The organism is Deinococcus maricopensis DSM 21211 (assembly GCF_000186385.1).
GTDB lineage: Bacteria > Deinococcota > Deinococci > Deinococcales > Deinococcaceae > Deinococcus_B > Deinococcus_B maricopensis.
The window spans coordinates 1,606,040-1,628,489 of the sequence record NC_014958.1; the positions used below are offsets into that span (position 1 = coordinate 1,606,040).

The following is a 22,450-nucleotide window of genomic DNA, read 5'->3' on the forward strand; positions in this document are numbered from 1 at the left end:
CAGTTCGGCGGCGCTGAGGCACGGCGCGGCGTGCGCGGCGGTCCACGCGCTCAGGGCGAGCAGCGCGAACCGCCGCGGCCAGCGCGCGGAACCGTCAGCGGACCTGGACGACGTAGTCCTCGGTTTTGTCGCCCACCTGGACGCGGACGGTGAGGGGGTCGCCGCTGCCCGCGGCGTCAGGGGGGAGCGGCCACGAACGCGAATCCTTGCTAAAGACATAAGGAATCTCAACGGTGAGCGGGGTGAGGGCGGGACCACGCACCAACTTCACCGACGCGAGGTTCACGAAACCCTCGCCGGTGTTCTGGACGGTGAGTGTCCATTTGCCGTCGGGCGCGGCAGTAGCGGTCCAGTTGAGTTTGTACGCGAGGGGGTCTTTCTGCCGCCGCGTCAGCGCCGGGAACGAGAAGCGCAGCAGCTGCTGCACGGTGTTCTGCTTCAGGCTGGCGCTGGTCGGCACTTCCTGCAGGAACACGCGGTAGTACATTTCCGGGCCGGTGCTGGGCTTGGTCCACCCGACGCGGACGGTCCGGGAACCGCGCGGGTCGATCTTCAGGACAGGCGGCGTCACGATCACGTCGCTGGTGGGAACGTACACGTTCAGGCCGTTCACGACGGTCCAGGCCTGCACCTGCACCTGAATCTGCACGTCCTGGGTCGCGTAGTTCTGCACGTCGATGGTCTGGATGGGTGCCTGCGGCGTCAGCACCACTTTCGCGGGTGACGCCGAAAAAGAACCGGCCTGCGCTGCCGTGAGCAGCGCCAGGCCGGCCAGGCACAGGCGGTGTTGTGCCGTGAGGATCATGGGGTACGCCGGTCCGTTTCCCTTAGTACGTGTCGACGTAGACGGTGATCGTATCGGCGTACGAGTCCACGGTCGCGTTCATGCCGTCCGCCGACTTGATGAGGGCGTACACGGGGAAGGCCTGGGCGACGTTGGTGTTGTTGCCGGTGCCGTTCGGGACGGTGTAGCCGGCGAGCTGGTCACCCCAGACGCTGCTGTGGCCCGCGTCCGTGTACACGTTGTACGCGAGTTTCGCGCCGCTGGCGCTGCCCATCTTGCGGTTGGTGTAGCTCATGCCGCTGCCGGGGCTCATAGAGATCTTGAATTTGGTGCCGTTGGTACACAGCACGCGCACTTCGCCTTGCGCGTCGAGGTCGCTGGTCATGTCGTAGCTGGCGAACGCACCGAAGTCGATGTCGTCCGCGTCCACTTGGCAGGACTCGATGGCTTCCGCGAACGTCTGGTAGTTGCCGACGGCAACGTTCAGGGAGTCCGTGGAGGCGTTGGCCGGGCGGGTGTTCTGGGCGAAGGCGGCGCTGGCGGTGAGCAGGCTGATCAGAGCAATGGCTTTGGTGTTCATGAGTTCCTCCCGAGAACCTGAAGTGTGCGAGCCCCTGAGCGCATCCGGGCGGATTCCCGGATGGCCGTCCACAGGGTGGTGTTTAAGCTCGGCATGAGCATAGGAAGAACGGCGTTTCACGCCAATTACATGTGCGGTAGGAAAAGCACACCCATAAATTTCAGCTTTTAATGTTGATTTAACGTGTTCTTGTCGTCACGCACAGCAAAGCCTCAGGCAAAAGTCCATCAGGCACGCTTTTCTGGGAAACGTGAACAGGCCCTCATGACGCCGGAGCCTCACGCGGACGTTACAGGAAAAGCCGTTACCGCCAATGCCAATCACCCCGGAGCGTGCCCACAGGCCAGTGCGGCGCGTTAACCGCCGCTTAACGGCCCGGTCCTACCTTCAGGGCAGCCGAAGCCCTCGGCCCCCAAAGGAGCCTCATCATGCCCAGAACGTACCCCTGGCCGCTGCTCGCCGCGCCCATCACCGCCGCCCTGTTGGCCGTTCCCTTCCTGCCCAACCCTCAGCCCACGCCCGCCACGGCCTCCAGCCCCGCCGTGACCGCGCCGCCCACCACACCCGGCGCTCCCTTCACGGCCCGCACCAGCCCCAGCACCGCGCCCGACGCCAGTGCCCCCTGGCCTGAGCGCACCCGCACCGACGACGCGACCGCCAGCCGCCTCGAACGCGCCTACACGAGCGGCACCGCCGCCGCCGTCCGCGTGAACATCGGCGACAGCGGCCTCGGCAGCGGCTTCTTCATCAGCAGCGACGGGTACGTCATGACTGCCGCGCACGTCGCCCTGGGCGGCGAGCACGGGGACGGCGCCGACCTGAGCGTCATCACCGACGACGGCACCAGCCACCCCGCCCGCCTCGTCGGGTACGACGAAGCCCGCGACCTCGCCGTCCTGAAGGTCGACGGGCAGGGCTTCGCGCACCTCAACTTCGCCGCGCGCACCCCGAACGTCGGCGACGGCGTCGTCGCCATCGGCAACTCCCGCGGCGCGTTCGACGGCGGCCGCGCAGGTGCCGTCACCGCCCTGAACGCCAGCCTCGACGCGACCTTCCCGACCGGCCTCGTCGCGTCCAGCATGCCGCTCGCGCCCGGCGACAGCGGCGGTCCCGTCCTGAACGCCCAGGGTGAGGTCGTCGGCGTCAGCACCGCCATCAGCCTGCAGGGCGGGAACTTCAGCAGCTACTTCGTACCGCTCACCGGCAGCAGCAGCATCGTCCGCGACCTGCAGGCCGGCACCAGACGCGGCGTGCCCGTCGTCGGCGTGAGCGTCGCCGAACCAAGCGCGCTCGGCCTCACCGGCACCGGCGCGGTCGTCACCGGCCTCACCAGCGGCCTCGGCGGGGAACGCGCCGGCCTGCGCGCCGCGCAGCTCCGCGAGTACCGCGACGCGAACGGCGACGCCCGTCAGACCGCCACCGGCGGCGACATCATCACCGCCATCGACGGCCGCGCCATCAAGGCCCCGGACGACCTCATCACGTACCTGCGGGGCAAGCAGCCCGGCGACCGCGTCACCCTCACGGTCCAGCGCGACGGGCGGTCCCTGCAGGTGAACGTCACCCTCAGCGCGAAACGGACGGCGTGAACATGATCGTTCTGCACGCCGACGTGCGCGCCCGGCGCCGCGCCGCGCTCGACGCGCTGCTCACCGGCCTGACCGTCGCCCTGCTGATCCTCGCGTGGGGGTTCGCGTGGCGCGCGACGCCTGCCGGACCGCTCACCGACGCCGTCCGCTTCGGCGCCACGCACCTCGCGTACCTGCTGCTCGCCAGCACGAGCGTCCTCGCCGTCCGCCGCGCTCCAGCACCCGCCACGCTCAGCGGCGCCGCACTCACGCTGCTGCTCGCCATTGCTGCGGCCCTCACCGGGGGGGTCAGCGCCGCGCCGCTCGGCACCGCCGCCCGCGCCGCCGGCCTGGTCGCCCTGCCGCTCCTGCTCGCCGCCCCGTGGGCGCCGCGCCGACCGTGGCTGCTGCTCCCCGCGTTAATCGCCGCGACGCTGCACGTCACGTGGCTCGGCACCGCCCCCAGCCTCACTGCCATCCTCGCCAGCGCCGCCGTCGCCCTCGCTGTCCTCACGCGCGGCGCCACGCGCTAGATTGACCCCATGCGCCTGCTGCTCGTCGAGGACGACGCCCGCCTCGCGCGCCCCATCATCGATACGCTCACCGAAGCCGGTTACGACGTCACCTGGCGCGCCGACGGTGACGCCGGGCTGCACGAGGCGCTGCTCGGCGCGTACCCGCTGATCATCCTCGACGTCATGCTCCCGCACCGCGACGGCTTCAGCGTCGCCCACGCCCTGCGCGACGCCGGCAGCGACGCCGGCCTGCTGTTCCTCACCGCCCGCGGCGAACTCCCGGACCGCGTCCAGGGCCTCGACGTGGGCGGCGACGCGTACCTCGTGAAACCCTTCGAGACGCCCGAACTGCTCGCCACCCTGCGCGCCCTGGCCCGCCGCGATGCCCGCGGCCGCGCCGCCACCCTCACTTTCGCCGCCGGGCGCGGTCGCCTCGACCAGCGCGCCCGCACCGTCACCTGGGACGGCGCCGAAGCGTCCGTCACCGCCCGCGAGTACGCCCTGCTCGAAACGCTCGCTCTGGCGCCCGGACGCTGGTTCACCCGCGAGGCCCTCGTGGACCGCATCTGGGGCGCCGAGTTCGGCGGCGAGGCGCGCATCGTGGACGTGTACGTTCGCTACCTGCGCCGCAAACTCGCGCCCGAGGCGATCGCCAGCGAACGCGGCCGCGGCTACCGCGTGGACGCATGACGCGCCGCCACGCCACCCTCCGCGTCCGCCTCGCAGCCCTCACCGCCGCCGTCAGCCTCGCCGCCGTGCTGCTCGTCACCCTCGCGCTCGCCGCCGTCGTGCAGCGCTTCGTGCAGGACGCGCAGGTCGCGCGCCTCGCCAGCGCCGCCAGCACCATCCGCGAACGCATCGAAACGGCCCTCGCGTACGGCCCGCTCGACCTGAACGCCACGCGCGGCAACGACATTCCCGCCGAGTTCGGCGTGCGCGTCACGCTCGCCGGCACGTCCCTCGCGCAGACGCAGGCGTTCCCGAACGGCGTGCCCGAGGACCTCACGCCCGGCGCGTACCGCGTGAACGGGCAGCTCGCGTACGTCCGCACCCTCAGCAGCCGCGGCGCGCTGCTGGTGCTCGCCACCGAAAACCGCGCCGCCACCGACACCCGCGCGGCCCTCACCCGCGCCCTCGCACTCACGCTGCCCGTCGCACTGCCGCTCGTGGCGCTGTTCGCCTGGCTCGCCGCCGGGCGCATGCTGCGCCCCATCAAGACGCTGGAGCAGGCCGCGCGCGACATCGGCGAGAGCGGCGACCTCACCCGCCCCGTGCCCGGCGCCGGCCCGCACGACGAACTCGCGCGCCTCGCCGCGACCCTCCAGACGACCTTCGCGCAGCTCGCCGCGACCCGCGAACGCGAGGTGACATTCCTGCGCGCCGCCGCGCACGACCTGCGCACGCCCCTCGCCGCGCTGCGCGCCCGCGTGACCCTCGCCCTCGCCCGCGACCGCGACGCGCAGCGGTACCGCGCGGACCTGCAGGAAGTCGGCACGGACCTCGCGCGCCTCACGCGCCTCGCCGAGCACCTCCTGCTGCTCGCCCGCAACCCCAGCACCCTCACCCTCGCGCCGCTGGACCTCCACGACCTCGCCGCCGACGCCGTCGACACTGCCCGCACCCACCACCCGGACCGCGACATCGACCTGACCGGCCCGGGCACGCGTGCGCGCGGGGACCGCATCCTGCTCACGCAGGCCGTCACGAACCTCCTCGAGAACGCCGCGCGCCACGCACCGAACGCCGCCATCCTCGTGACCGTCGGCGCGGAAGGTTCCAGGACGTTCATCCGCGTGCACGACGATGGCCCGGGCGTCCCCCCGGAGGTGCTCGCGCGGCTCGGAGAGGCGTTCTACCGCCCGGACGCCGCGCGCGCCGGCGAAGGGCACGGCCTGGGGCTCGCCATCGCGCGGCACGTCGCGCAGCTGCACGGCGGCGCTCTCGAACTGCACAGCGGGGTCGAGCAGGGCTTCACGGCGACCCTGCGCCTCCCCGACGCCGGCGCGCCCCACTAAGGGTGAGGGCACGCCCTCGCGGATAGCATGCGCTCATGCTGACCTTCCACCGCCCGGACGCCCCTCTGTTCGCGTCGTACCTTGACGCCCTGCGGGAATGCCACGCGGAGGGCCGCCACCTCGACCTGAACCCGGACGAACTGCGCGCCCACCCCGACGCCCACCTGTACGCCCTGCGCGCCCGCGCCACTCCTGGCCGTCCCGACCGGATCCCCGAAACGGTGTTCTGGGCCGCCGACGCCGCCGGGTACGCCGGGCGCGTGTCCGTGCGGCACACCCTGAACGCCCGCCTGCGCCGCCTCGACGGGCACATCGGGTACGAGATCCGCCCGGCCCGCCGCGGCCTCGGGTACGGGCACGCGCTGCTCGCGCACGGCCTGCAGTACGCGCGCACGCTCGGCCTGGACCGCGTGCTCCTCACCGTCCGCGGCGACAACGCCGGCTCCATCCGCATCATCGAACGGGGCGGCGGTATCCTCGAAACCTCGCGGCGCCTCATGGAGCACGACGTGCCCATCCGGTACTACTGGATCGACCTGAACGCGCCCTGAATGGCGAAAGGCCCGGGCGTACAGCCCGGGCCCTCCTGCAGCGTTACACCGCGAGGGTTTCCTCGTGGCGGCTCACGTACCGGCCGGGCGGCAGCTCGATGCTCGTCGCGTTCGTCTCGAACTCGTCGTTCCAGCCGATCTCGTCGAGCGCCTTTTTCCACGCGCCGATGCTCTCGTCCTTGTAGATCGCGTACGCGGCCATGCCCACCTCGGGGCCGCCGCGCGCGATGACGCTCTCCACCCACGCCCACTTCGCGCTGACGTTCCGCAGTTCCGCCGTGGTACGCAGCTCCTTCTGAATGCGTTTGAGGCGCCCCTCGATGGTCTTCACGCCCGCGAACGGGTCCGCGAAGTGCGGCGTGTGCCGTTTCGGCACGAACGGGCTGATGCCGAGCGCGATCCGGTTGACCTTCGCGAGGTCCTTCGTGAACGAGATCAGCTCGGTGATGTCGTCGTCATTCTCCGGACCGAGGCCGATCATCATGTACACCTTCAGGCCGCTGAAGCCCAGATCGCGGCTGATCTGCGCGGTCTTCAGCAGGTCCTCGGTGGTGATGCCCTTCTTCAGCCAGCGGCGCAGGCGTTCGCTCGGCGCGTCCGACGCGACCGTGAACGTCCGCAGGCCGCCCGCCTTCAGGATCGTGGCGAGCTCCTCGTCGACGGTGTCCGCGCGGATGCTGCTCACGCCCAGCTTGATGCCGCGCTCCGTGAGCTGACGTCCCACGTACTTCGTGTGCGGGAAGTCGCTCAGGGCCGCGCCCACCAGGCCGACCTTCGTGGCCCAGTCCGGAATGCGTTCCAGCAGCTCGTCGCCGCCGTTGTTGCGGTTCGGGCCGTACATGGTCCGCGCGAGGCAGAACGTGCACGGGCGCGGGCAGCCGCGCTGCGCCTCCACCAGGAACATGTTACTGAGCTCCGAGTGCGGCGTGACGATCTGGCTGTACGCGGGCAGCAGTTCCTTCGGCGCGGTCGCCCACTTTGGCTCGTGCACGTGCCGGGACGGGATGAACACGCCCGGCATGCCGTCGATCAGATCAAAGAAGTCCTCACGCGTGACCGATTCGCGCAGCGCCTCGCTCACGACCGGCACGATCTGCTCGCCGTCCCCGATGATGATCAGGTCCGCGAACGGCGTCAGGGGGTACGGGTTGCTGCTCGTGAACGGCCCGCCGATCATCACGATCGGGTCGTTCTCGTCGCGCTCCTCGCGGAGCGGGTGCATGCCGCTCAGGTCCAGCGTGCGGATGATGTTCGTCAGGTCCAGCTCGAACGACACGCTCATCGCGAACAGCTGACAGTCCCCGGCGGGACGGCCGGACTCGACGGTCGGGATGGTCTGCCCGGCGCGCGCGAACGCCTCCGGGTCCTCCGGAAGGAACGCCCGCTCGCACGCGACGCCTTCTTCCTGGTTGAACATGCGGTAGATGACCTGATACCCAAGGCTCGCCATGCCTACCGAGTACCTGTTCGGGAACGCGAGCGTGACGCGGATGGGCGCCTGCTTGAAGATGGTGCCCGTTTCCGCGTCCAGCAGCGGCTTGATTTCATTGCGCCAGTAACTCAAGAACCCTCCGGGCGTCACCGCCACCAGAGAGTCAGGCGGCACGCGTCACAGTCCCTCATCATACGGGAAACGCCCAGAGCGACTGAAACGCGCGTTACGGCGCGCCCAGGAACGCGTGCGTCACGTACGACACCATCACCACGCCGCCCTGAGCGTGCCTCTCGAAGGCCGCGTCCAAGTGGCGCAGGAGGCGCGTCTGTTCCGGCGTGCCTGGCGCCGGCAGGTAACTGACGCTGCCGACCAGTGCGTGCAGGCGCTCCCGCGTGAAAGTAAGCGGGTTCGGGAAGGTCAGGTGCTCGAACCCGCCCGGCAGGAACTGCGCAATGGCCGCGAACGGCACCCCGTACTCGATGCTCGGCACCTGCGCGGCGTACGCCCCCACGACCCCCGCATACGCGCCCGTGAATCCACCGCCCGCCGCCTGGCCCCGCCAGTCGTTCCAGACCAGCAGCGCGCGCCCACCCGCACGCAGCACCCGCCGGAACTCCGGCACGGCCGTACCCGGCGTGAACCAGTGCGCCGCCTGCGCCGCCGCGACCAGCCCCACGCTGCCCCCCGCGAGGCCCGTGGCGTCCGCCGTGCCCGCATGGACGCGCAGCCGCCCCGACTGGACGTCCACGGTGAGCGCCGCCTCCAGCTGCGCGCGCATGCCCGGGTTCGGCTCAACGGCGTCCACGTGCGCGCCCGCGTCCAACAGCAGCCGCGTGAACAGCCCCGTGCCCGCGCCGACGTCCGCGACGCCCTCACGCAGCAGGTCACGGTCCCGCAGCATCTCTGTCAGCGCGGCCGGGTAGGTGGGGCGGCCCGTCACGTACGACGCCGCGCGACCCGTAAACCGTTCCGTATGCATGCGCCCACCATACCCGCCGGGGCGCGCCCCGTTCAGGACCGACGGTACGCGCTCGCCAGGAAGTACGCCACGCCGCCCAGCAGCGCCGCGAGCAGCAGGAACAGCAGCGTCCGGCCCAGCACGCCCGCCGCGCCCGCCAGGAACAACCCCACGCCGGTCAGGATCTGCCCGACCAGCCACACGAGCGCCAGCAGCGCGAACGCCGCCACCACGATCAGCAGCAGGTAGGCAAGAAGGCGGGCCATGCACCCCAGCATAGCAAGGGGCGCGGGCCGCAGACGGCCCGCGCCCCTTGCCGCGCCCTGCTTACAGGTTGGCGATCAGCGCGTCCGCGAACTCGCTGCACTTCACTTCGGTGGCGCCGTCCATCAGGCGCGCGAAGTCGTACGTGACGGTCTTCTGCCCGATGGTCTTGCTCATGCTCGCCACGATCAGGTCCGCCGCCTCGTTCCAGCCGAGGTGACGCAGGAGCATCTCACCGCTGAGGATGACGCTGCTGGGGTTCACCTTGTCCTGACCGGCGTACTTCGGCGCGGTGCCGTGCGTCGCCTCGAACACCGCGTGGCCGGTGAGGTAGTTGATGTTCGCGCCCGGCGCGATACCGATCCCGCCGACCTGCGCGGCCAGGGCGTCGCTGATGTAGTCGCCGTTGAGGTTCAGCGTGGCGATCACGTCGTACTCCGCGGGGCGCAGGAGGATCTGCTGCAGGAACGCGTCGGCGATGCTGTCCTTGATGACGATGCCGTTCGGGAGCTGCAGCCACGGGCCGCCGTCGAGTTCCACGCCGCCGAACTCCTCCTTGGCGACCTGGTAGCCCCAGTCGCGGAAGGAGCCTTCCGTGAACTTCATGATGTTGCCCTTGTGCACCAGCGTGACGCTCTTGCGGCCGTTGTCCACGGCGTACTGGATGGCGGCGCGCACGAGGCGCTTCGTGCCTTCCTCACTCACCGGTTTCACGCCGAGGCTGCTCGTCTCGGGGAAGCGGATCTTGTTCACGCCCATCTCGGTCATCAGGAAGTCGCGGAGCTTCTGCACTTCCGCGGTGCCCGCCTGAAACTCGATGCCGGCGTAGATGTCCTCGGTGTTCTCGCGGAAGATCACCATGTCGATGAGCTGCGGCTCCTTCACGGGGCTGGGCACGCCGTCGAAGTACGTGACGGGGCGGACGCAGGCGTACAGGTCGAGTTCCTGGCGGAGCGCCACGTTGATGCTGCGGATGCCGCCGCCGACGGGCGTGGTGAGCGGGCCCTTGATGCCGACGAGGTACTCGCGGATCGTGTCGACGGTGCTCTTGGGCAGCCAGACCTGCTCGCCGTACACCTCGTTGGCTTTATCGCCGGCGTACACTTCCATCCACGCGATCTGGCGTTCGCCGCCGTACGCTTTCTCGACGGCGGCGTCGAGGACGCGCACGGACGCCTGCCAGATGTCCGGGCCGGTCCCGTCGCCTTCGATGAACGGCACGATGGGCTGGTTCGGGACCGTCAGTTTCCCGTTCTGGAGCGTGATCTTCTCGCCTGCGGGGACTTTGATGTGTTGATCCATAGCCGCACCACTGTACCCCACGCGACGCGCGCGCGGCACGCGCCTGTCCACGTTTGAACAGCGTCCAGACTGAACACTCAGGAACCCCCAAGGGAGGGCTCAGGAGCCTGGGGCGCTCGGGAGCCCTGTCACGCCGTTGTGCGGGGAGGCTGGCGGTCCTGCCAGAACAGGCCATCCTGACGCCTACGGACAGTGCGCGGACGGGGTCTAGAGAGCAGACTGTCGCATGATCAGCGCCTCGGGAGGGAGCGCACGGGCTGATTCCGCGGTGCTTGAGCCAGCGCATGGCTCGTGGTCGGATGCCGAGCTCACGAGGCTTTACGGGTCGGTGGCCCCTAAGACCCGCCGTGAAACAGGGGAGGGGCGCAGTGGCGGCGCATGTTCATGCTGCATCAAGGGGCCATACCTTCCGCTTCGGAGCTACAGGTCAAACCATTCACGGATTTAAAACATGTGAACTCTCGCACTGTTAGAAAAATGCAACTGTTTCAGAGTGGCGAGCATGGAGGTGCCCGACACGCCCGAACCCCACACGCCCGATCCGGCCCAGCAGCTCGGCCAGGCCATGCGCCGCCTGCACCGCATCATCTCCACCAACGTCCTCAGCACCATGCAGGACGAACTGCACGACAGCGACGTCGGCTTCACGCAGATGACCGCCATGCACCACCTGCGCGCCCACGCCCCCCTGAGCGTCACGCAGCTCGCCGAACGCACCCGCCTGAGCGTGCCCGCCACCAGCCACCTCGTCGAAAAGATGGTGCAGCGCGGCCACGCCGAACGCCGCGAGAACCCCGAGAACCGCCGCGAGAAACTCGTGGCCCTCACCCGCACCGGCGAGCACCTCGTCACGCGCATGGACGACGCCTTCATCGGCACCTACACCCGCGTGTTCGGCGCCGCGCACCCCGACACGCTGCAGCGCGCCACGGACGCCATCACGGCCCTCATTCACGAGGTCGTCCCCGACGCCCCCCTCTGCGCCCCCCAGGAGAACGCATGACCCACCCCGCCCCCGAGCGCATCAACTACGCCGAAACGCTCGACTTCCCCACCAAACGCATCATTTTGTTTGGCACCCTGCTTGGCCTGTTCCTCGCCGCCCTTGACCAGACCATCGTGAGCACCGCGCTGCCCAAAGTCATCGCGGACCTTCAGGGCATCGACCTGTACTCCTGGGTGACGACCGCGTACCTGCTCACCAGCACCGCCATGGTGCCCATCTACGGGAAGCTCAGCGACATCTACGGCCGCAAACCCATCCTGCTGGTCGGCATCACCGTCTTCCTGCTCGGCAGCGTCCTGTGCGGCGCGGCCGGCGAGGCGTTCCTCGGCAACCTCTTCGGCGGCGGCATGATGCAGCTCATCGTGTTCCGCGGCGTGCAGGGCCTCGGCGCCGCCGCGCTCACCAGCGTCGCCTTCTCGATCATCGCGGACATCTTCGCGCCCGCCGACCGCGCCAAGTACCAGGGCCTGTTCGGCGCCGTGTTCGGCCTGTCCAGCGTCATCGGGCCGCTGCTCGGCGGGTTCCTCACCGACAACATCAGCTGGCGCTGGGTGTTCTACGTCAACGTTCCCATTGGCCTGCTCGCCCTCGCGTTCATCGCCACGCGCATGCCGCGCCTCGCGAGCGGCCTGAAACCCAAGATCGACTACCTCGGCGCGCTCATGATCGTCGTGTTCAGCGTGCCGCTCCTGCTCGCCCTGACGCTCGGCGCCGACAAGACGTACGGCTGGGGCAACACGCTCGTGCTCGGCCTGTTCGCCCTGAGCGTCGCCGCGCTCATCGCGTTCCTGTTCGCTGAACGCCGCCACGAAAGCCCCATCATTCCCCTGACGCTGTTCCAGAACCCCACGTTCCGCTGGGGCGTCATCGCGCGCTTCATGATCGGCGCGGCGTTCCTCGGCGCGATCCTGTTCCTCAGCCTGTACCTCGTGCAGGTGCAGGGCGTGAGTGCCACCGCCGCCGGCACCGCCACCATTCCCCTCACGGTCGGCCTGATCATCGGCAGCGTCGTGTCCGGCCAGATCGCCTCGCGCATCGGGCATTACAAGCCGCTGATCCTCACGGGTCTTGTCGTCATGATCTTCGGCTTCTGGTGGCTGAGCACCCTCAGCGCCGACACCCCGTACGGCCTGGTGATCGTCCGCATGATCATCCTGGGCCTCGGTATCGGTCCCGCCCTGCCGCTGTACAACCTCGCGCTGCAGAACGCCGTGAAACCCTACGAGATCGGTGTGGCCACCAGCGCCGGGCAGTTCTTCCAGCAGATGGGCAGCACCATCGGCACCGCCGTGTTCGGCGCGCTCCTCACCGCGGGCCTCACCGCGAACCTCAGCACGCAGTTCCGCGCGCAGGCGCAGGGGCAACCCCAGGCGGTCGCGGACACGCTCGTGAAAGCCGCCGACAGCGTCAAGAACAGCACCGACAGCGCCAGCCAGGAGCGCGGCCAGACGCCCAAGACGACCGCGCAGATCAAGGCGGACTTCGACGCGCTGCGCGCCAACGTCACCAAAGCCATCCGCGACAACGACCCGAAAGCCATCGCCGCACTCAAGGCCAACAAGGACCTGCCGGCCAGCATGACCAGCCGCCTGGGCGGCCCCAGCATCGCCGATCAGGTGCGCAGCGGCTTCCAGCAGACGTACGCGACCATCGCGGGGGCCGTGAACAGCGGCAACGCGCAGGCCCTCGCCGGCGTCGCCGCGAACCCGCAACTGCCAGCGGAACTGCGTACCCGCCTGAGCCAGATTCCGCCGCAGGCGCTGCGGAGTCCGCAGGCGCGCGCGCAGATCCTGAGCGGCATCCAGCAGGGCCTGAACGCCGCGCAGGGCCAGGCGACGCAGGCTGCGACGGACGCCGCCCTCAAGAGCGCGCTGCAGGGCGTCGACACCGGCGAGAAGGTCACGCTTGCCGTGGCGCGCGCCAGCAAGGTGGCGTTCGCGGACACCATCGCCAGCATCTACCGCGCGGCGATTCTGGTGGCGGTCCTCGCGCTGCTCGCGACGCTGATGATGCCGAACCTGCGCCTCGAAACGCGCAGCCCGGGTGAGCGCCGCGCGCCCGCCCACGTGGAAATCTGACCTGCTCTGCCAGGACGGTCTGAGCCCCGAACTTCAGGCTACACCGTGGGCCGCTGGGAATACCCGGCGGCCCATGGCCTTGCGCCGCTCAACAAACCCAGCGCGCTCAGGAGCGGTGGAACAACCTGCATAGCGTGGCTGGGGGAGACGGCGTTGAGCTATGTACTGAGGAACTGCTGGGGCGCCGACGGTCAGCCGCAGCCCTGCTGACTTTCGCCGCGTGGCCCCACCCGGCCCCTGTAACATGAGCTGATGATGAAAAAAGCATTACTGATCTTAAGCCCCCTCCTCGGCACCGCCACGGCCGCCGCCACCCCCAGCGCGCCCCTGCAGTACCAGACCGGCACCATCAACATCCTCGCCGGCAAAGCCACCATCCAGGCCGACCCCACCCTCCGCTACCTCGACGCCACCAGCGCCCGCCACGTCATCGTGGACCTCTGGGGCAACCCGCCCAGCGCCGCCGAGGACGTCGTCGGCATGCTCATCCCCGGCACCGCCGGGCCCGACACTCAGGCCGGCTGGGGCGTCGTCCTCACGGAAAGCCTCGACGGGCACGTCAGCGACAACGACGCCAGCCGCATCAACTACACCAACCTCCTGCACGACATGCAATCCGGCGAAGCCGACGACAACGCCGAACGCGAGAAAGCCGGGTACGAGGCCGTGCGCCTGCTCGGCTGGGCCGAACAGCCCACCTACGACGCCGCGCAGCACAAGATGATCTGGGCGCGCGAAATCGCGTTCGGCGACGCCAAAGCCGACGAGCACACCCTGAACTACGCCGTGCGTGTCCTGGGCCGCGACAGCATCCTCGAACTGAACGCTGTCGCCGGCATGAACCAGCTGCCGCTCGTGAAGACCGGCATGCAGAACGTCCTGCAGAAGGTCAGCTTCACGCCCGGCCACCGCTACGAGGACTACAACGCCAGCACCGACAAGCTCGCCGCGTACGGCCTCGCCGGCCTCGTCGCGGGCGGCGTCGCCGCGAAGAAGTTCGGCCTGCTCGCCCTGCTGCTCGTCCTCCTCAAGAAAGGCTGGGTGCTTCTGCTGGCCGTGCCCGCGGCCCTCTCGCGCCTGTTCGGCCGCAGCAAGACCGCCTGAACCCAGCCGAATGAACTGCGCCCCGGGTATCCCCCGGGGCGCAGTTCATTCGGGCACGACCGCGAGGGCCCGCAACCGCACGTAATCACTCACCCACGCCGACCCGTCCCACAGGCGCGGCCGAGCGAACGCCTCCGCCTCCCGCAGCACCGCCGCGTGCGCGTCCGCAGCGAGGGGCGCCAGCCACGCCTGACCGAAACTCTCCAGCCACACCCGGAAGCCGTCCTCACCGTCCAGCCGCGAGGGCCGCTCGAACAGCAGCGTGCGCTCTACCCGGAAGCCCGCGCCCTCCAGCAGCGCGCACAACTCCGCCGTGGACGGGAACACCCACGGCGACGCCAGGTCCGGCAGCCCCAGCGTGCGGGTCGCGTGCGCCACCGCGTCCAGCGTCACCTGCACGTTCCCGGCGCCGCCCATCTCCAGCGCGAACCGCGCGCCCGGCCGCAGCGCCGCGCGGATACGCGCGAACGCCACGTCCAGCGGCCGCATCCAGTGCAGGGCCGCGTTGCTGAACGCCGCGTCGAACGGCGCCGGCACGCTCAGCACGTGCACGTCCTGCACCTCAAACGGCACGTCCGGGAATCGCGCGCGCGCCCCGTCGACCATCGCCGCAGACGCGTCCACGCCCAGCGTCTGCGCGCCGCTCCGCGCGATGCGCGCCGTCAGCTCCCCCGTCCCGCACCCCACGTCCAGCACCGCCTCGCCCGCGCGCGGCGCCAGCCACCCGTCCACCAGATCCGCGCTCGCCTCGAACACGAACGCATGCCGCGCACGGTACGTCCCTGCATCCCATTCCGTCATGTACCCTCCCGACCGGCCCCGGGTCGCCCCGCAGGCCCGCTCAGTCCAACGTTCGAAAGTCCCGCTGCGCCGCGCGCCACTGCAGCCGCACGGGCCGCAGGGTCAACGCCACATTCACGTTCGTTTTCGTGCACGCCGCGCGCGCGCCGTCTGGCACGACCGCCAGCGCCGTGAGCGTCGTGTCGAACCTGGACGGCACGTACTGCACGCCCAGCTTCACGCCTCGCAGGCACGCCGGCGCCCCCGACTTCGGCAGGAACGCCGACGGCGGCAGTGCCGGCACCACCTGCGCGTCCGCGACGGGCAGCGGCGCCTTCCCGGAACGCAGCAGTACGAACCGCGACCGTGCCGAGCACGTTCCCGCGCACCACTCGTCGTTCACGACCAGCAGTGCCTCGCCGGCGTTCCGGCGGTACAGTGCCGCGCGCTGCACGCCCACCGTGTCGCGCCCGTCCGGCAGGCGCAGCCCGCCGCGCAACTCCGCGTACGCGTGCTCGTCGTCGAACAGCGACGAGTTCAGCAGCGGCACCGCCGTATCCCAGGGCACGTCCTGCCGCCGTAGCGTCGCGAGCGGCGACGCGTCCCACGCCGCAGGCGACCACGCGTCGTACTGTGCCCGCAACGCCGCCCGGATGCCGCCCGCGGCGGGCGCGGCCAGCACCACGGCCGAGCCGAGGGCCAGCAGCGTCACCGCGCGCAGCAGCAGCATGTCCGGCCATTCTAGCGGGCGGCGCGGCGTGGTCCAGCCGCGCCGCGCCTCACACCAGCACGGCTCCGCGGCTGCCGCTCGTCACGAGGCGCGCGTACCGCTTCAGCCACTTCCCGGGAATCGGCTTCACGACCGGCACCCAGCCTTCACGGCGCGCGTCGAGCTCCTCGGCGCTCACGAGCAGTTCGAGCTGACCGGCGTCCATGTCCACGCGGATGCGGTCCCCGTTGCGCACGAACGCGATGGGGCCGCCCGCGCTCGCTTCCGGGCTGATGTGCCCGATGCTGCCGCCGCGCGTCGCGCCGCTGAAGCGCCCGTCCGTGAGCAGCAGCACCGACTCGCCCAGGCCCATCCCGGCGATGTTCGCGGTGGGGGAGAGCATCTCCTGCATGCCCGGCCCGCCCTGCGGCCCCTCGTACCGGATCACCACGACGTGCCCGGCGCGCACCTGGCCGCCCAGGATGCCCTCGTTCGCGGCTTCCATGCTGTCGAACACGATCGCTTCGCCCTCGAACTGCCGCATGCTCGGCACCACCCCGGCGTACTTGATGACGCCCCCTTCCGGTGCGAGGTTCCCGAACAGCAGCCGCAGGCCGCCCGTGCGGCTGTACGCGTTGTCCCACGTGCGGACGACCTGACCGTCCGCGTCGGGCGCGTCCGCGACGTTGTCCTCCAGCACCTGGCCGGTGGCGGTCATGCAGCCGCGGTGCATGATGCCCTCGTGCTCGAACAGCGCCTTGATGATCACGCTCACGCCGCCGACCTCATCGAGGTCCTGCATGTGGAAGTTGCTCATGGGCGCGAGCTTGCAGAGGTTCGGCACGCGGTCGGACACCTCGTTCAGGCGCGACAGCGGGTACTCCACGCCGATCTCGTGCGCGATCGCGAGGGTGTGCAGCACGGTGTTGGTGCTGCCGCCCATCGCCATGTCGAGCGCGAACGCGTTGTCGATCGCCTCGGCCGTGACGATCTGACGCGGCGTGATGCCCCGCTCGAGCAGCACCATCACCTGTTTCGCCGCCGCGCGCGCGAGCTCGTGGCGGCGCGGGTCGGTGGCCGGGATGGTGCCGTTGCCGGGCAGGGCCATGCCGAGCGCCTCGCACAGGCAGTTCATGCTGTTCGCCGTGAACATGCCCGAGCAGCTCCCGCACGTCGGGCAGGCGTTCTGCTCCATGTCCGTGAGGGTCTCCATGTCGAGCTTCCCGGCCTGGTACGCGCCGACCGCCTCGAACATCTTCGTGAGGTCCAGGCGCTCGCCGGTCTTGCTGAGGCCGCGCATCATCGGCCCGCCCGAGATGAAGATGGTCGGGATGTCGCAGCGCATGGCGCCCATCAGCATGCCCGGCACGATCTTGTCGCAGTTCGGGATGCAGATCATCGCGTCGAACTGGTGCGCTTCCACGACCGTCTCGACCGCGTCCGCGATCAGTTCGCGGCTGGGCAGGCTGTACTTCATGCCGGTGTGCCCCATGGCGATGCCGTCGTCCACGCCGATGGTGTTGAACTCGAACGGCACGCCGCCCGCCGCGCGCACCGCTTCCTTCACGATCCGCCCGAACTCCTGCAGGTGCACGTGCCCGGGGATGATGTCGATGTAGCTGTTGCAGATCGCGATGAAGGGCTTCCCGAAGTCACTTTCGCGCTCGATGACGCCCGTGGCGCGCAGGAGGCTGCGGTGCGGCGCGCGCTCGAACCCTTCCTTGATGGTGCTGGACCGCTGCTTGAGTTGCGGTTTGTCCTTGATGGTCATGCTGTGCCCTCCTGGCGGTGATTGCTTCTGAATGTAGATGGTGCGTGGCGGCGCGCGCGATGGAACACTACACAAGCGGGCGCGCGCGCTAACGTGCAGGTATGCCGACGCCGCTCGTGTTCGTGTACAACGCCGACAGCGGCGTCCTGAACGGCCTCAGGGACCTGTGGGTCAAGACGGTCGCGCCCGAACGGTACGACTGCCCGTTGTGCGCCGTTACGTACGGACCGCTGGGCATGCACCGCCGCTGGCGCGACTTCACGTGCGCACTGCGCCGCGACGTGACGTTCCTGCACCGCGATGAACTCCGGGCGCAGTACGGCCTGAGCGGCGTGCCCCTGCCGTGCGCGTTCGAGCTCACGCCCGGCGGCCCGCGCGTGTGGCTGAGCGCCGAGCAGCTCCGCGCCGCCCGCACCACCGACGACCTGATGGCGCTCGTCCGGGCACGCGCCGAGCAGGACCGTTGAGATTCGCGTGCGCGCACGCCGGGCGTATGCCACGCTGACCGCATGCGCCTCCCCCTTGCCGCCCTCGCGCTGCTGACCCTGACGGCGTGCGCGCCGGACCGCGCCGTCATTCACCGCGAGGTGCCCACCACGAGCGAACTGGCCGCCATTCTCGGCAACGTCCAGACGCTCGCGGTGCGCCCGCCGCCCGGCGCGCGCAGCGTCCTGCTCAGCAGTGGCATCGGCGGTCCTCTGAAGGACGCCGACCTGCCGGGCGGCGCGCTGCGCGTCACGGTGGGCGTCAGCGGCCTCGACTGCCCGGACGGCGGGCGGAACGTCAGGGTGGTCGGCCCGTTCGGCTCCTCGGGCACCTGCGTGCCCATGACGCCGAGTTTCGGCCTGCAGCCGCTCCACGACGGACGAACCACCCCGCTGCCCCTGAACCGCTGGGTGCCCATGGCGGCGCTGCAGCCCACAGTCGCCCGGGGCCTCGGCGTCGTGAGCGACCCTGACCCCGCCCACTGGCACCTCGTGAGCGTGTACTTCAGCGACGCGCCGAACATCCACGCGGACGCGGTGCCCGACGCGTCCACCGCCGCGCAGACGCTCAAGTGACCTCATGACGCGCCCCGCAGGCGCCGGAACTTCTCCAGGCGCGGCGGCACGAGGCGCGCCAGCAGGTCCACGAGGTCCGCGTCCATGAAGTCGTATTTGTCCGGAATGCCGAGCGTGACGAGGCGGTCATCCGGGAGGACCCCGCGGAAGCGCGCGCGGATCAGGTCCCGGTGGCGCTTCTCCATGCACACCGCCACGTCCGCCCAGGCCAGCAGGTCACGTGTCAGGACCGTTTCCGCGTCCCGGTTCGTGCCCGCCGAGGTGACTTCCAGCGTCGCGTCCGCCCGGAAGACCGCCTCGGCGGTGGGGCTGCGCAGCTTGTTCTGCGCGCACACGAACACCACGCGCAGCGGCCCCGGCGTCCGCTCATCAAGCATGCGGCACGCTCACGTCATGCTGCGCCACCGGGAACGGCGCGTAGAAGTGATGCAGCTGTGCCCGCCACGACGCGTACGCGGGCCGCCCGCGAAACCCGACCTTGTGCGCCTCGACGCTGTCCCACTCCACCAGCAGCAGAAACTGATGGTCGTCCTCCACGCAGCGGCGCAGTTCGGTGCGCCGCTGCCCCGCCATGCCCTCAAGGAGGGGCCGGGCGCCCGCGAACGCGGTTAGGTCTGCCTGGCCGGGTTTCACGTTCAGGACCGCCATTTCCAGCACGCCCTCCGCGTCCGTGGTGCTCATGGCGTCATCTGCGTCACGCTGCGGCTCTTCCCGGCGCCCGCGACGATCTGGTTGATGACGCGCAGCCACGCCCGCGCGGACGCCTCCACCACGTCCGTGGCGACGCCCGTGCCGTGCACGCTCATCTCCCCGAACCGCGTATTCACGCTCACCTCGCCGAGCGACTCGGTGCCTTTCGTGACGGCCTGCACGCGGTAGATTTCCAGTTCCGGCGCGATGCCCGTCACGGCGTTGATCGCGTGGAAGATCGCTTCCACCGCGCCGTCCCCGCTCGCCGTCGCCTCGCGCGCCCCGTCGGGCGTGGTGAGGCGCACGAACGCCAGCGGTTGCAGGTCCGTGCCGCTGGTGATCTGGAACTTCTCCAGCGCGAACGCCTCGGGCACGTCCGCGCGGGCCTCCACCAGCGCGCGCAGGTCATCGGCGTAGATCTGCCCCTTGCGGTCCGCGAGGTCTTTGAAGCGCGCGAACAGGTCCTTCACGCGCTCGTCGCTGATGGTGTACCCCAGGTCCCCCAGGGCCTTGCGGAACGCTGCGCGGCCCGAGTGTTTCCCCATGACCAGCACGGCCGCCTCGCGCCCCACCAGTTCGGCGTTCATGATCTCGTACGTTTCGCGCGCCTTGATCACGCCGTCCTGGTGGATGCCGCTCTCGTGCGCGAACGCGTTGTCCCCGACGATGGCTTTGTTCGGCTGCACCGGCATGCCGCTCAGGCGGCTCACGAGGCGCGAGGAGCGGTACAGCTCGCGGGTGCGGATGCCCGTCTCGAACGCGTATACGTCGCGGCGCGTGTGGAACGCCATCACAATCTCCTCCAGGCTGGCGTTCCCGGCACGCTCCCCAATGCCGTTGATGGTGCACTCGATCTGCCGCGCGCCGCCCTCCGCTGCCGCGACGCTGTTCGCGACCGCCATGCCCAGGTCGTCGTGGCAGTGCGCGCTCAGGATCACGTGCGCCGGCAGCTCACCGCGCAGGAACGCGAACAGCGCGCGCATCTCCTCCGGCGTGGTGTACCCGACGGTGTCCGGCACGTTGATGGTCGTCGCGCCCGCGTCCACCACCGCCCGGAAGATGCGCGCCATGAACTGCGGGTCGCTGCGCGTCGCGTCCTCGGCGCTGAACTCCACGTCGTCCACGAACGACCGCGCGAACGTCACGGCTTCCACGGCGCGCTCCACCACCTGCTCCGGCGTCATGTTCAGCTTCTTGGCCATGTGGATCGGGCTGGTCGCGATGAACGTGTGGATGCGGGGCCGCTCGGCGTCCTCCACGGCGCGCGCCGCCGCCTCGATGTCCGCGCGGTTCGCGCGTGCCAGGCCCGCGATGATCGGGCCGCGCACCTCCCGCGCGATGCGCGACACGCCCTCCAGGTCCCCCGGCGACGCGATCGGGAAGCCCGCCTCGATAACGTCCACGCCCAGGCGGGCGAGCTGGTGCGCGATTTCCAGTTTCTGCGCGTGGTTCAGGGCCACGCCGGGGGACTGCTCGCCGTCACGTAAGGTCGTGTCGAAAATGCGGATGCGGTTCGCGTCAGTCATGGGTGTGCTCCTGTCGGGATGAGGGGCGGTAAAAGAAGACCCCCGGAGTTCTTCACTCCGGGGGCGGCTTGGCGTACGACCTTCTGACGCTTCACTCCCACCGGGTGAGCGTCAGAAGAAGTCGGCCGAACGCGTTCATTGCCCGCACTGTACCCGCTCGCCGCGCCCCGCAACGCAAGTTGTGTAGGAGAACAAGCGTTCGTGCTGCGCGCCCATACTCTATTTCCGCGCGTTCCGCCACAGCACATGCGTGCCGCGCCGCCCCGCGCAGACGCTATCCCTGACAACCGTGAACCACCGCACCCTCACCCTGACCGCCCTCATCGCCACCCTCACGCCCGCCGCGAGCGCCGCCACCCTCGTGGACTGCAGCAAGGACGCCCGCAACGTCCACTGCGCGCGCCCCGCCGACCTCGCCCAGAGCGCTGGCACCCTCGGCAGCGGCCCCGCCTTCTACCAGGGCGGCTCCACCGACGACGTCACCGGCGGGTTCGTCACCGCCGACGGCCGCACCTTCATCGGCGCCATCGAGACGCTCAGCGACACCGACGCGTTCGGCGCGATCATCGCCGTGGACCTCAACACCGGCGACCGCCGCCTGATCTCCGGCCGCCTGAACCAGCTCGAGCAGCGCGGCCGGGGCGTCATGAGCGCCCTTGACTACGGCGGTAGCGCCGAACTGTACGACCTCGGCAACATCCGCGACGTGCAGCCCCTCCCGAACGGCGACTACGCCGCCATCAACCGCGACGGCGTCATCATCCGCGTGAACGGCCAGACCGGCGACCGCACCCTGCTGTGGCGCCCCGCCCTCAGCAGCGACACCAAGATCCGCGACGGCGCCGAAGCGAAATACGCGGGCGACCGCGCGCCCGCCACGACCGCCGGGACCGCCAGCACCCCGAACCTCCCGACCATCAATACGCCGCTCGGCAGCGTCAACCTCGGCGGGCTGTTCGCGGCTGCCACGGCACCCGCGCCGACCCCGAAAGCGCCAGCCGCCCCCACGTACTTCTGCCCACCCGCCGTCGCCGACTCCCGCCCCGCCGCGCCCCTCAACCACCTCAGCGCCGACGCGCAGGGCAACCTGTACCTGCTCGGCGGGAACAACCCGCTCGGCAGCGGCTTCGCGCTGTTCAAACTCGACGCGAACGACGACTACCGCTGCAAAGCCGTCACGCAGTTCACGAACGACGGCACGAATGTCCTGGGCAGCGGCCCCACCTGGAACGGTTCCAGCGTCATGACGACCGGCCCGCTGTTCGCGAACCTCGCCCGGAACGGCGACGTCCTCTACGCCGCCGGCGGCCCCAACCCCAACTACATCGTCGTCGGCGTGAACACCCGCACGGGCGAGCGCAGCCTGGTGTCCGGGCAGCGCAGCGGCAACGGCGCGCAGGTGTACAAGCGCGGGAGCGGCGAAGCCCTGATCGGCAGCGCCCTCACGTTCAGCGGCGGCAACCTCTACACCACGCAGGAACAGGTGACCGCCGACGCGTTCACGCTCGTGCGCATCAATCCCGCCACGGGCGACCGCACCGTCATCACGCCCGCGAAAGGCTCCTCGCTGGCCGTGGCCGGCAGCGCCTCGGACAGCGCCCTGTTCGCCATTCCCGGCAGCCCGCTGCTGCTGGTGTGGTTCGCGGACGGCCTGCACCTGCTGGACCCCGCCACCGGCATGAGCAACCTGCTCTCCCGCTGAACCCCACAAGGAGGAAGGACGGGCCGACAACGGCCCGTCCTTCCTCGCGTG

The 22,450-nt window shown here is 70.1% G+C and carries 23 protein-coding genes; 11 read left to right on the top strand and 12 right to left on the bottom strand.

Features of this window, described 5'->3' with window-relative positions:
• Positions 1–94: 94 nt before the first annotated feature.
• On the bottom strand, positions 95–805 hold the full coding sequence (locus DEIMA_RS07555; protein WP_013556643.1) for a fimbrial biogenesis chaperone: 711 nt from the start codon (positions 803–805) through the stop codon (positions 95–97).
• 22 nt (positions 806–827) lie between these two features.
• Positions 828–1,364, bottom strand: coding sequence for a Csu type fimbrial protein (locus DEIMA_RS07560; protein ID WP_013556644.1), 537 nt, complete (start codon positions 1,362–1,364; stop codon positions 828–830).
• Between the two features lie 428 nt (positions 1,365–1,792).
• Here DEIMA_RS07560 and DEIMA_RS07565 point away from each other — a divergent pair, with 428 nt between their 5' ends.
• Genes DEIMA_RS07565 through DEIMA_RS07585 form a run of 5 tightly spaced genes read left to right on the top strand, consistent with a single transcriptional unit; the run spans position 1,793 to position 6,013 of the window.
• Entirely contained in the window at positions 1,793–2,953 is a 1,161-nt protein-coding gene (locus tag DEIMA_RS07565; RefSeq protein WP_013556645.1) for a S1C family serine protease, read from the top strand.
• Positions 2,950–3,465 carry a hypothetical protein gene (locus DEIMA_RS07570; protein ID WP_148234922.1) on the top strand — a complete coding sequence of 172 codons (516 nt, stop codon included), beginning with the start codon at positions 2,950–2,952 and terminating at the stop codon, positions 3,463–3,465. Before DEIMA_RS07565 ends, DEIMA_RS07570 begins: the two co-directional genes overlap by 4 nt.
• 9 nt (positions 3,466–3,474) lie before the next feature.
• A complete protein-coding gene (locus tag DEIMA_RS07575; protein ID WP_013556647.1) occupies positions 3,475–4,137 on the top strand; it encodes a response regulator transcription factor in 663 nt (220 codons plus the stop codon).
• Positions 4,134–5,462: a HAMP domain-containing sensor histidine kinase gene (locus tag DEIMA_RS07580; RefSeq protein ID WP_013556648.1), complete on the top strand. Its 1,329-nt coding sequence runs from the start codon at positions 4,134–4,136 to the stop codon at positions 5,460–5,462. The genes DEIMA_RS07575 and DEIMA_RS07580 overlap by 4 nt, the downstream gene beginning before the upstream one ends.
• 35 nt (positions 5,463–5,497) lie before the next feature.
• A complete protein-coding gene (locus tag DEIMA_RS07585; protein WP_013556649.1) occupies positions 5,498–6,013 on the top strand; it encodes a GNAT family N-acetyltransferase in 516 nt (171 codons plus the stop codon).
• A gap of 43 nt (positions 6,014–6,056) precedes the next feature.
• Here the strand turns inward: DEIMA_RS07585 and DEIMA_RS07590 are convergent, their stop codons facing one another.
• The 4 genes from DEIMA_RS07590 to icd form a co-directional block, all read right to left on the bottom strand.
• Entirely contained in the window at positions 6,057–7,577 is a 1,521-nt protein-coding gene (locus DEIMA_RS07590; protein ID WP_013556650.1) for a B12-binding domain-containing radical SAM protein, read from the bottom strand.
• Between the two features lie 94 nt (positions 7,578–7,671).
• Positions 7,672–8,427 carry a class I SAM-dependent methyltransferase gene (locus tag DEIMA_RS07595; RefSeq protein ID WP_013556651.1) on the bottom strand — a complete coding sequence of 252 codons (756 nt, stop codon included), beginning with the start codon at positions 8,425–8,427 and terminating at the stop codon, positions 7,672–7,674.
• Between the two features lie 32 nt (positions 8,428–8,459).
• On the bottom strand, positions 8,460–8,672 hold the full coding sequence (locus DEIMA_RS07600; RefSeq protein ID WP_148234923.1) for a hypothetical protein: 213 nt from the start codon (positions 8,670–8,672) through the stop codon (positions 8,460–8,462).
• Positions 8,673–8,733: 61 nt separating this feature from the next.
• Positions 8,734–9,972: an NADP-dependent isocitrate dehydrogenase gene (gene icd, locus DEIMA_RS07605; RefSeq protein WP_013556653.1), complete on the bottom strand. Its 1,239-nt coding sequence runs from the start codon at positions 9,970–9,972 to the stop codon at positions 8,734–8,736.
• Between the two features lie 502 nt (positions 9,973–10,474).
• Between icd and DEIMA_RS07610 the strand changes: the two genes are divergently transcribed.
• From DEIMA_RS07610 to DEIMA_RS07620, 3 genes are all read left to right on the top strand, one after another.
• The gene (locus tag DEIMA_RS07610) at positions 10,475–10,975 is read left to right on the top strand and encodes a MarR family winged helix-turn-helix transcriptional regulator (protein ID WP_013556654.1); all 501 of its coding nucleotides are present in this window, start codon (positions 10,475–10,477) and stop codon (positions 10,973–10,975) included.
• Positions 10,972–13,056 (top strand): DHA2 family efflux MFS transporter permease subunit, encoded by a 2,085-nt coding sequence (locus DEIMA_RS07615; protein ID WP_013556655.1) that lies wholly within the window; start codon positions 10,972–10,974, stop codon positions 13,054–13,056. The genes DEIMA_RS07610 and DEIMA_RS07615 overlap by 4 nt, the downstream gene beginning before the upstream one ends.
• 255 nt (positions 13,057–13,311) lie before the next feature.
• On the top strand, positions 13,312–14,160 hold the full coding sequence (locus tag DEIMA_RS07620; protein WP_013556656.1) for a DUF2167 domain-containing protein: 849 nt from the start codon (positions 13,312–13,314) through the stop codon (positions 14,158–14,160).
• A 45-nt stretch (positions 14,161–14,205) separates the two neighbouring features.
• Here DEIMA_RS07620 and DEIMA_RS07625 read toward each other — a convergent pair whose 3' ends face one another.
• From DEIMA_RS07625 to ilvD, 3 genes are read right to left on the bottom strand one after another with little or no spacing between them, the layout of a single operon-like run.
• Positions 14,206–14,961, bottom strand: coding sequence for a class I SAM-dependent methyltransferase (locus DEIMA_RS07625; protein ID WP_013556657.1), 756 nt, complete (start codon positions 14,959–14,961; stop codon positions 14,206–14,208).
• 40 nt (positions 14,962–15,001) lie between these two features.
• A complete protein-coding gene (locus DEIMA_RS07630) occupies positions 15,002–15,670 on the bottom strand; it encodes a hypothetical protein (RefSeq protein WP_013556658.1) in 669 nt (222 codons plus the stop codon).
• 49 nt (positions 15,671–15,719) lie between these two features.
• Positions 15,720–17,420 (bottom strand): dihydroxy-acid dehydratase, encoded by a 1,701-nt coding sequence (gene ilvD, locus DEIMA_RS07635; RefSeq protein WP_013556659.1) that lies wholly within the window; start codon positions 17,418–17,420, stop codon positions 15,720–15,722.
• A 101-nt stretch (positions 17,421–17,521) separates the two neighbouring features.
• Here ilvD and DEIMA_RS07640 point away from each other — a divergent pair, with 101 nt between their 5' ends.
• Together DEIMA_RS07640 and DEIMA_RS07645 are read left to right on the top strand one after the other, a co-directional pair.
• Positions 17,522–17,887, top strand: coding sequence for a hypothetical protein (locus tag DEIMA_RS07640; protein ID WP_013556660.1), 366 nt, complete (start codon positions 17,522–17,524; stop codon positions 17,885–17,887).
• A 42-nt stretch (positions 17,888–17,929) separates the two neighbouring features.
• Entirely contained in the window at positions 17,930–18,481 is a 552-nt protein-coding gene (locus DEIMA_RS07645; RefSeq protein ID WP_013556661.1) for a hypothetical protein, read from the top strand.
• A gap of 2 nt (positions 18,482–18,483) precedes the next feature.
• Here the strand turns inward: DEIMA_RS07645 and DEIMA_RS07650 are convergent, their stop codons facing one another.
• From DEIMA_RS07650 to DEIMA_RS07660, 3 genes are read right to left on the bottom strand one after another with little or no spacing between them, the layout of a single operon-like run.
• Positions 18,484–18,858: a low molecular weight protein tyrosine phosphatase family protein gene (locus DEIMA_RS07650; RefSeq protein ID WP_013556662.1), complete on the bottom strand. Its 375-nt coding sequence runs from the start codon at positions 18,856–18,858 to the stop codon at positions 18,484–18,486.
• A complete protein-coding gene (locus DEIMA_RS07655) occupies positions 18,851–19,162 on the bottom strand; it encodes an antibiotic biosynthesis monooxygenase family protein (protein ID WP_013556663.1) in 312 nt (103 codons plus the stop codon). Before DEIMA_RS07655 ends, DEIMA_RS07650 begins: the two co-directional genes overlap by 8 nt.
• Positions 19,159–20,697 (bottom strand): 2-isopropylmalate synthase, encoded by a 1,539-nt coding sequence (locus tag DEIMA_RS07660; protein WP_013556664.1) that lies wholly within the window; start codon positions 20,695–20,697, stop codon positions 19,159–19,161. Before DEIMA_RS07660 ends, DEIMA_RS07655 begins: the two co-directional genes overlap by 4 nt.
• Before the next feature lie 289 nt (positions 20,698–20,986).
• Here DEIMA_RS07660 and DEIMA_RS07665 point away from each other — a divergent pair, with 289 nt between their 5' ends.
• Positions 20,987–22,399: a hypothetical protein gene (locus DEIMA_RS07665; RefSeq protein ID WP_148234924.1), complete on the top strand. Its 1,413-nt coding sequence runs from the start codon at positions 20,987–20,989 to the stop codon at positions 22,397–22,399.
• The last annotated feature ends 51 nt before the right edge of the window (positions 22,400–22,450 follow it).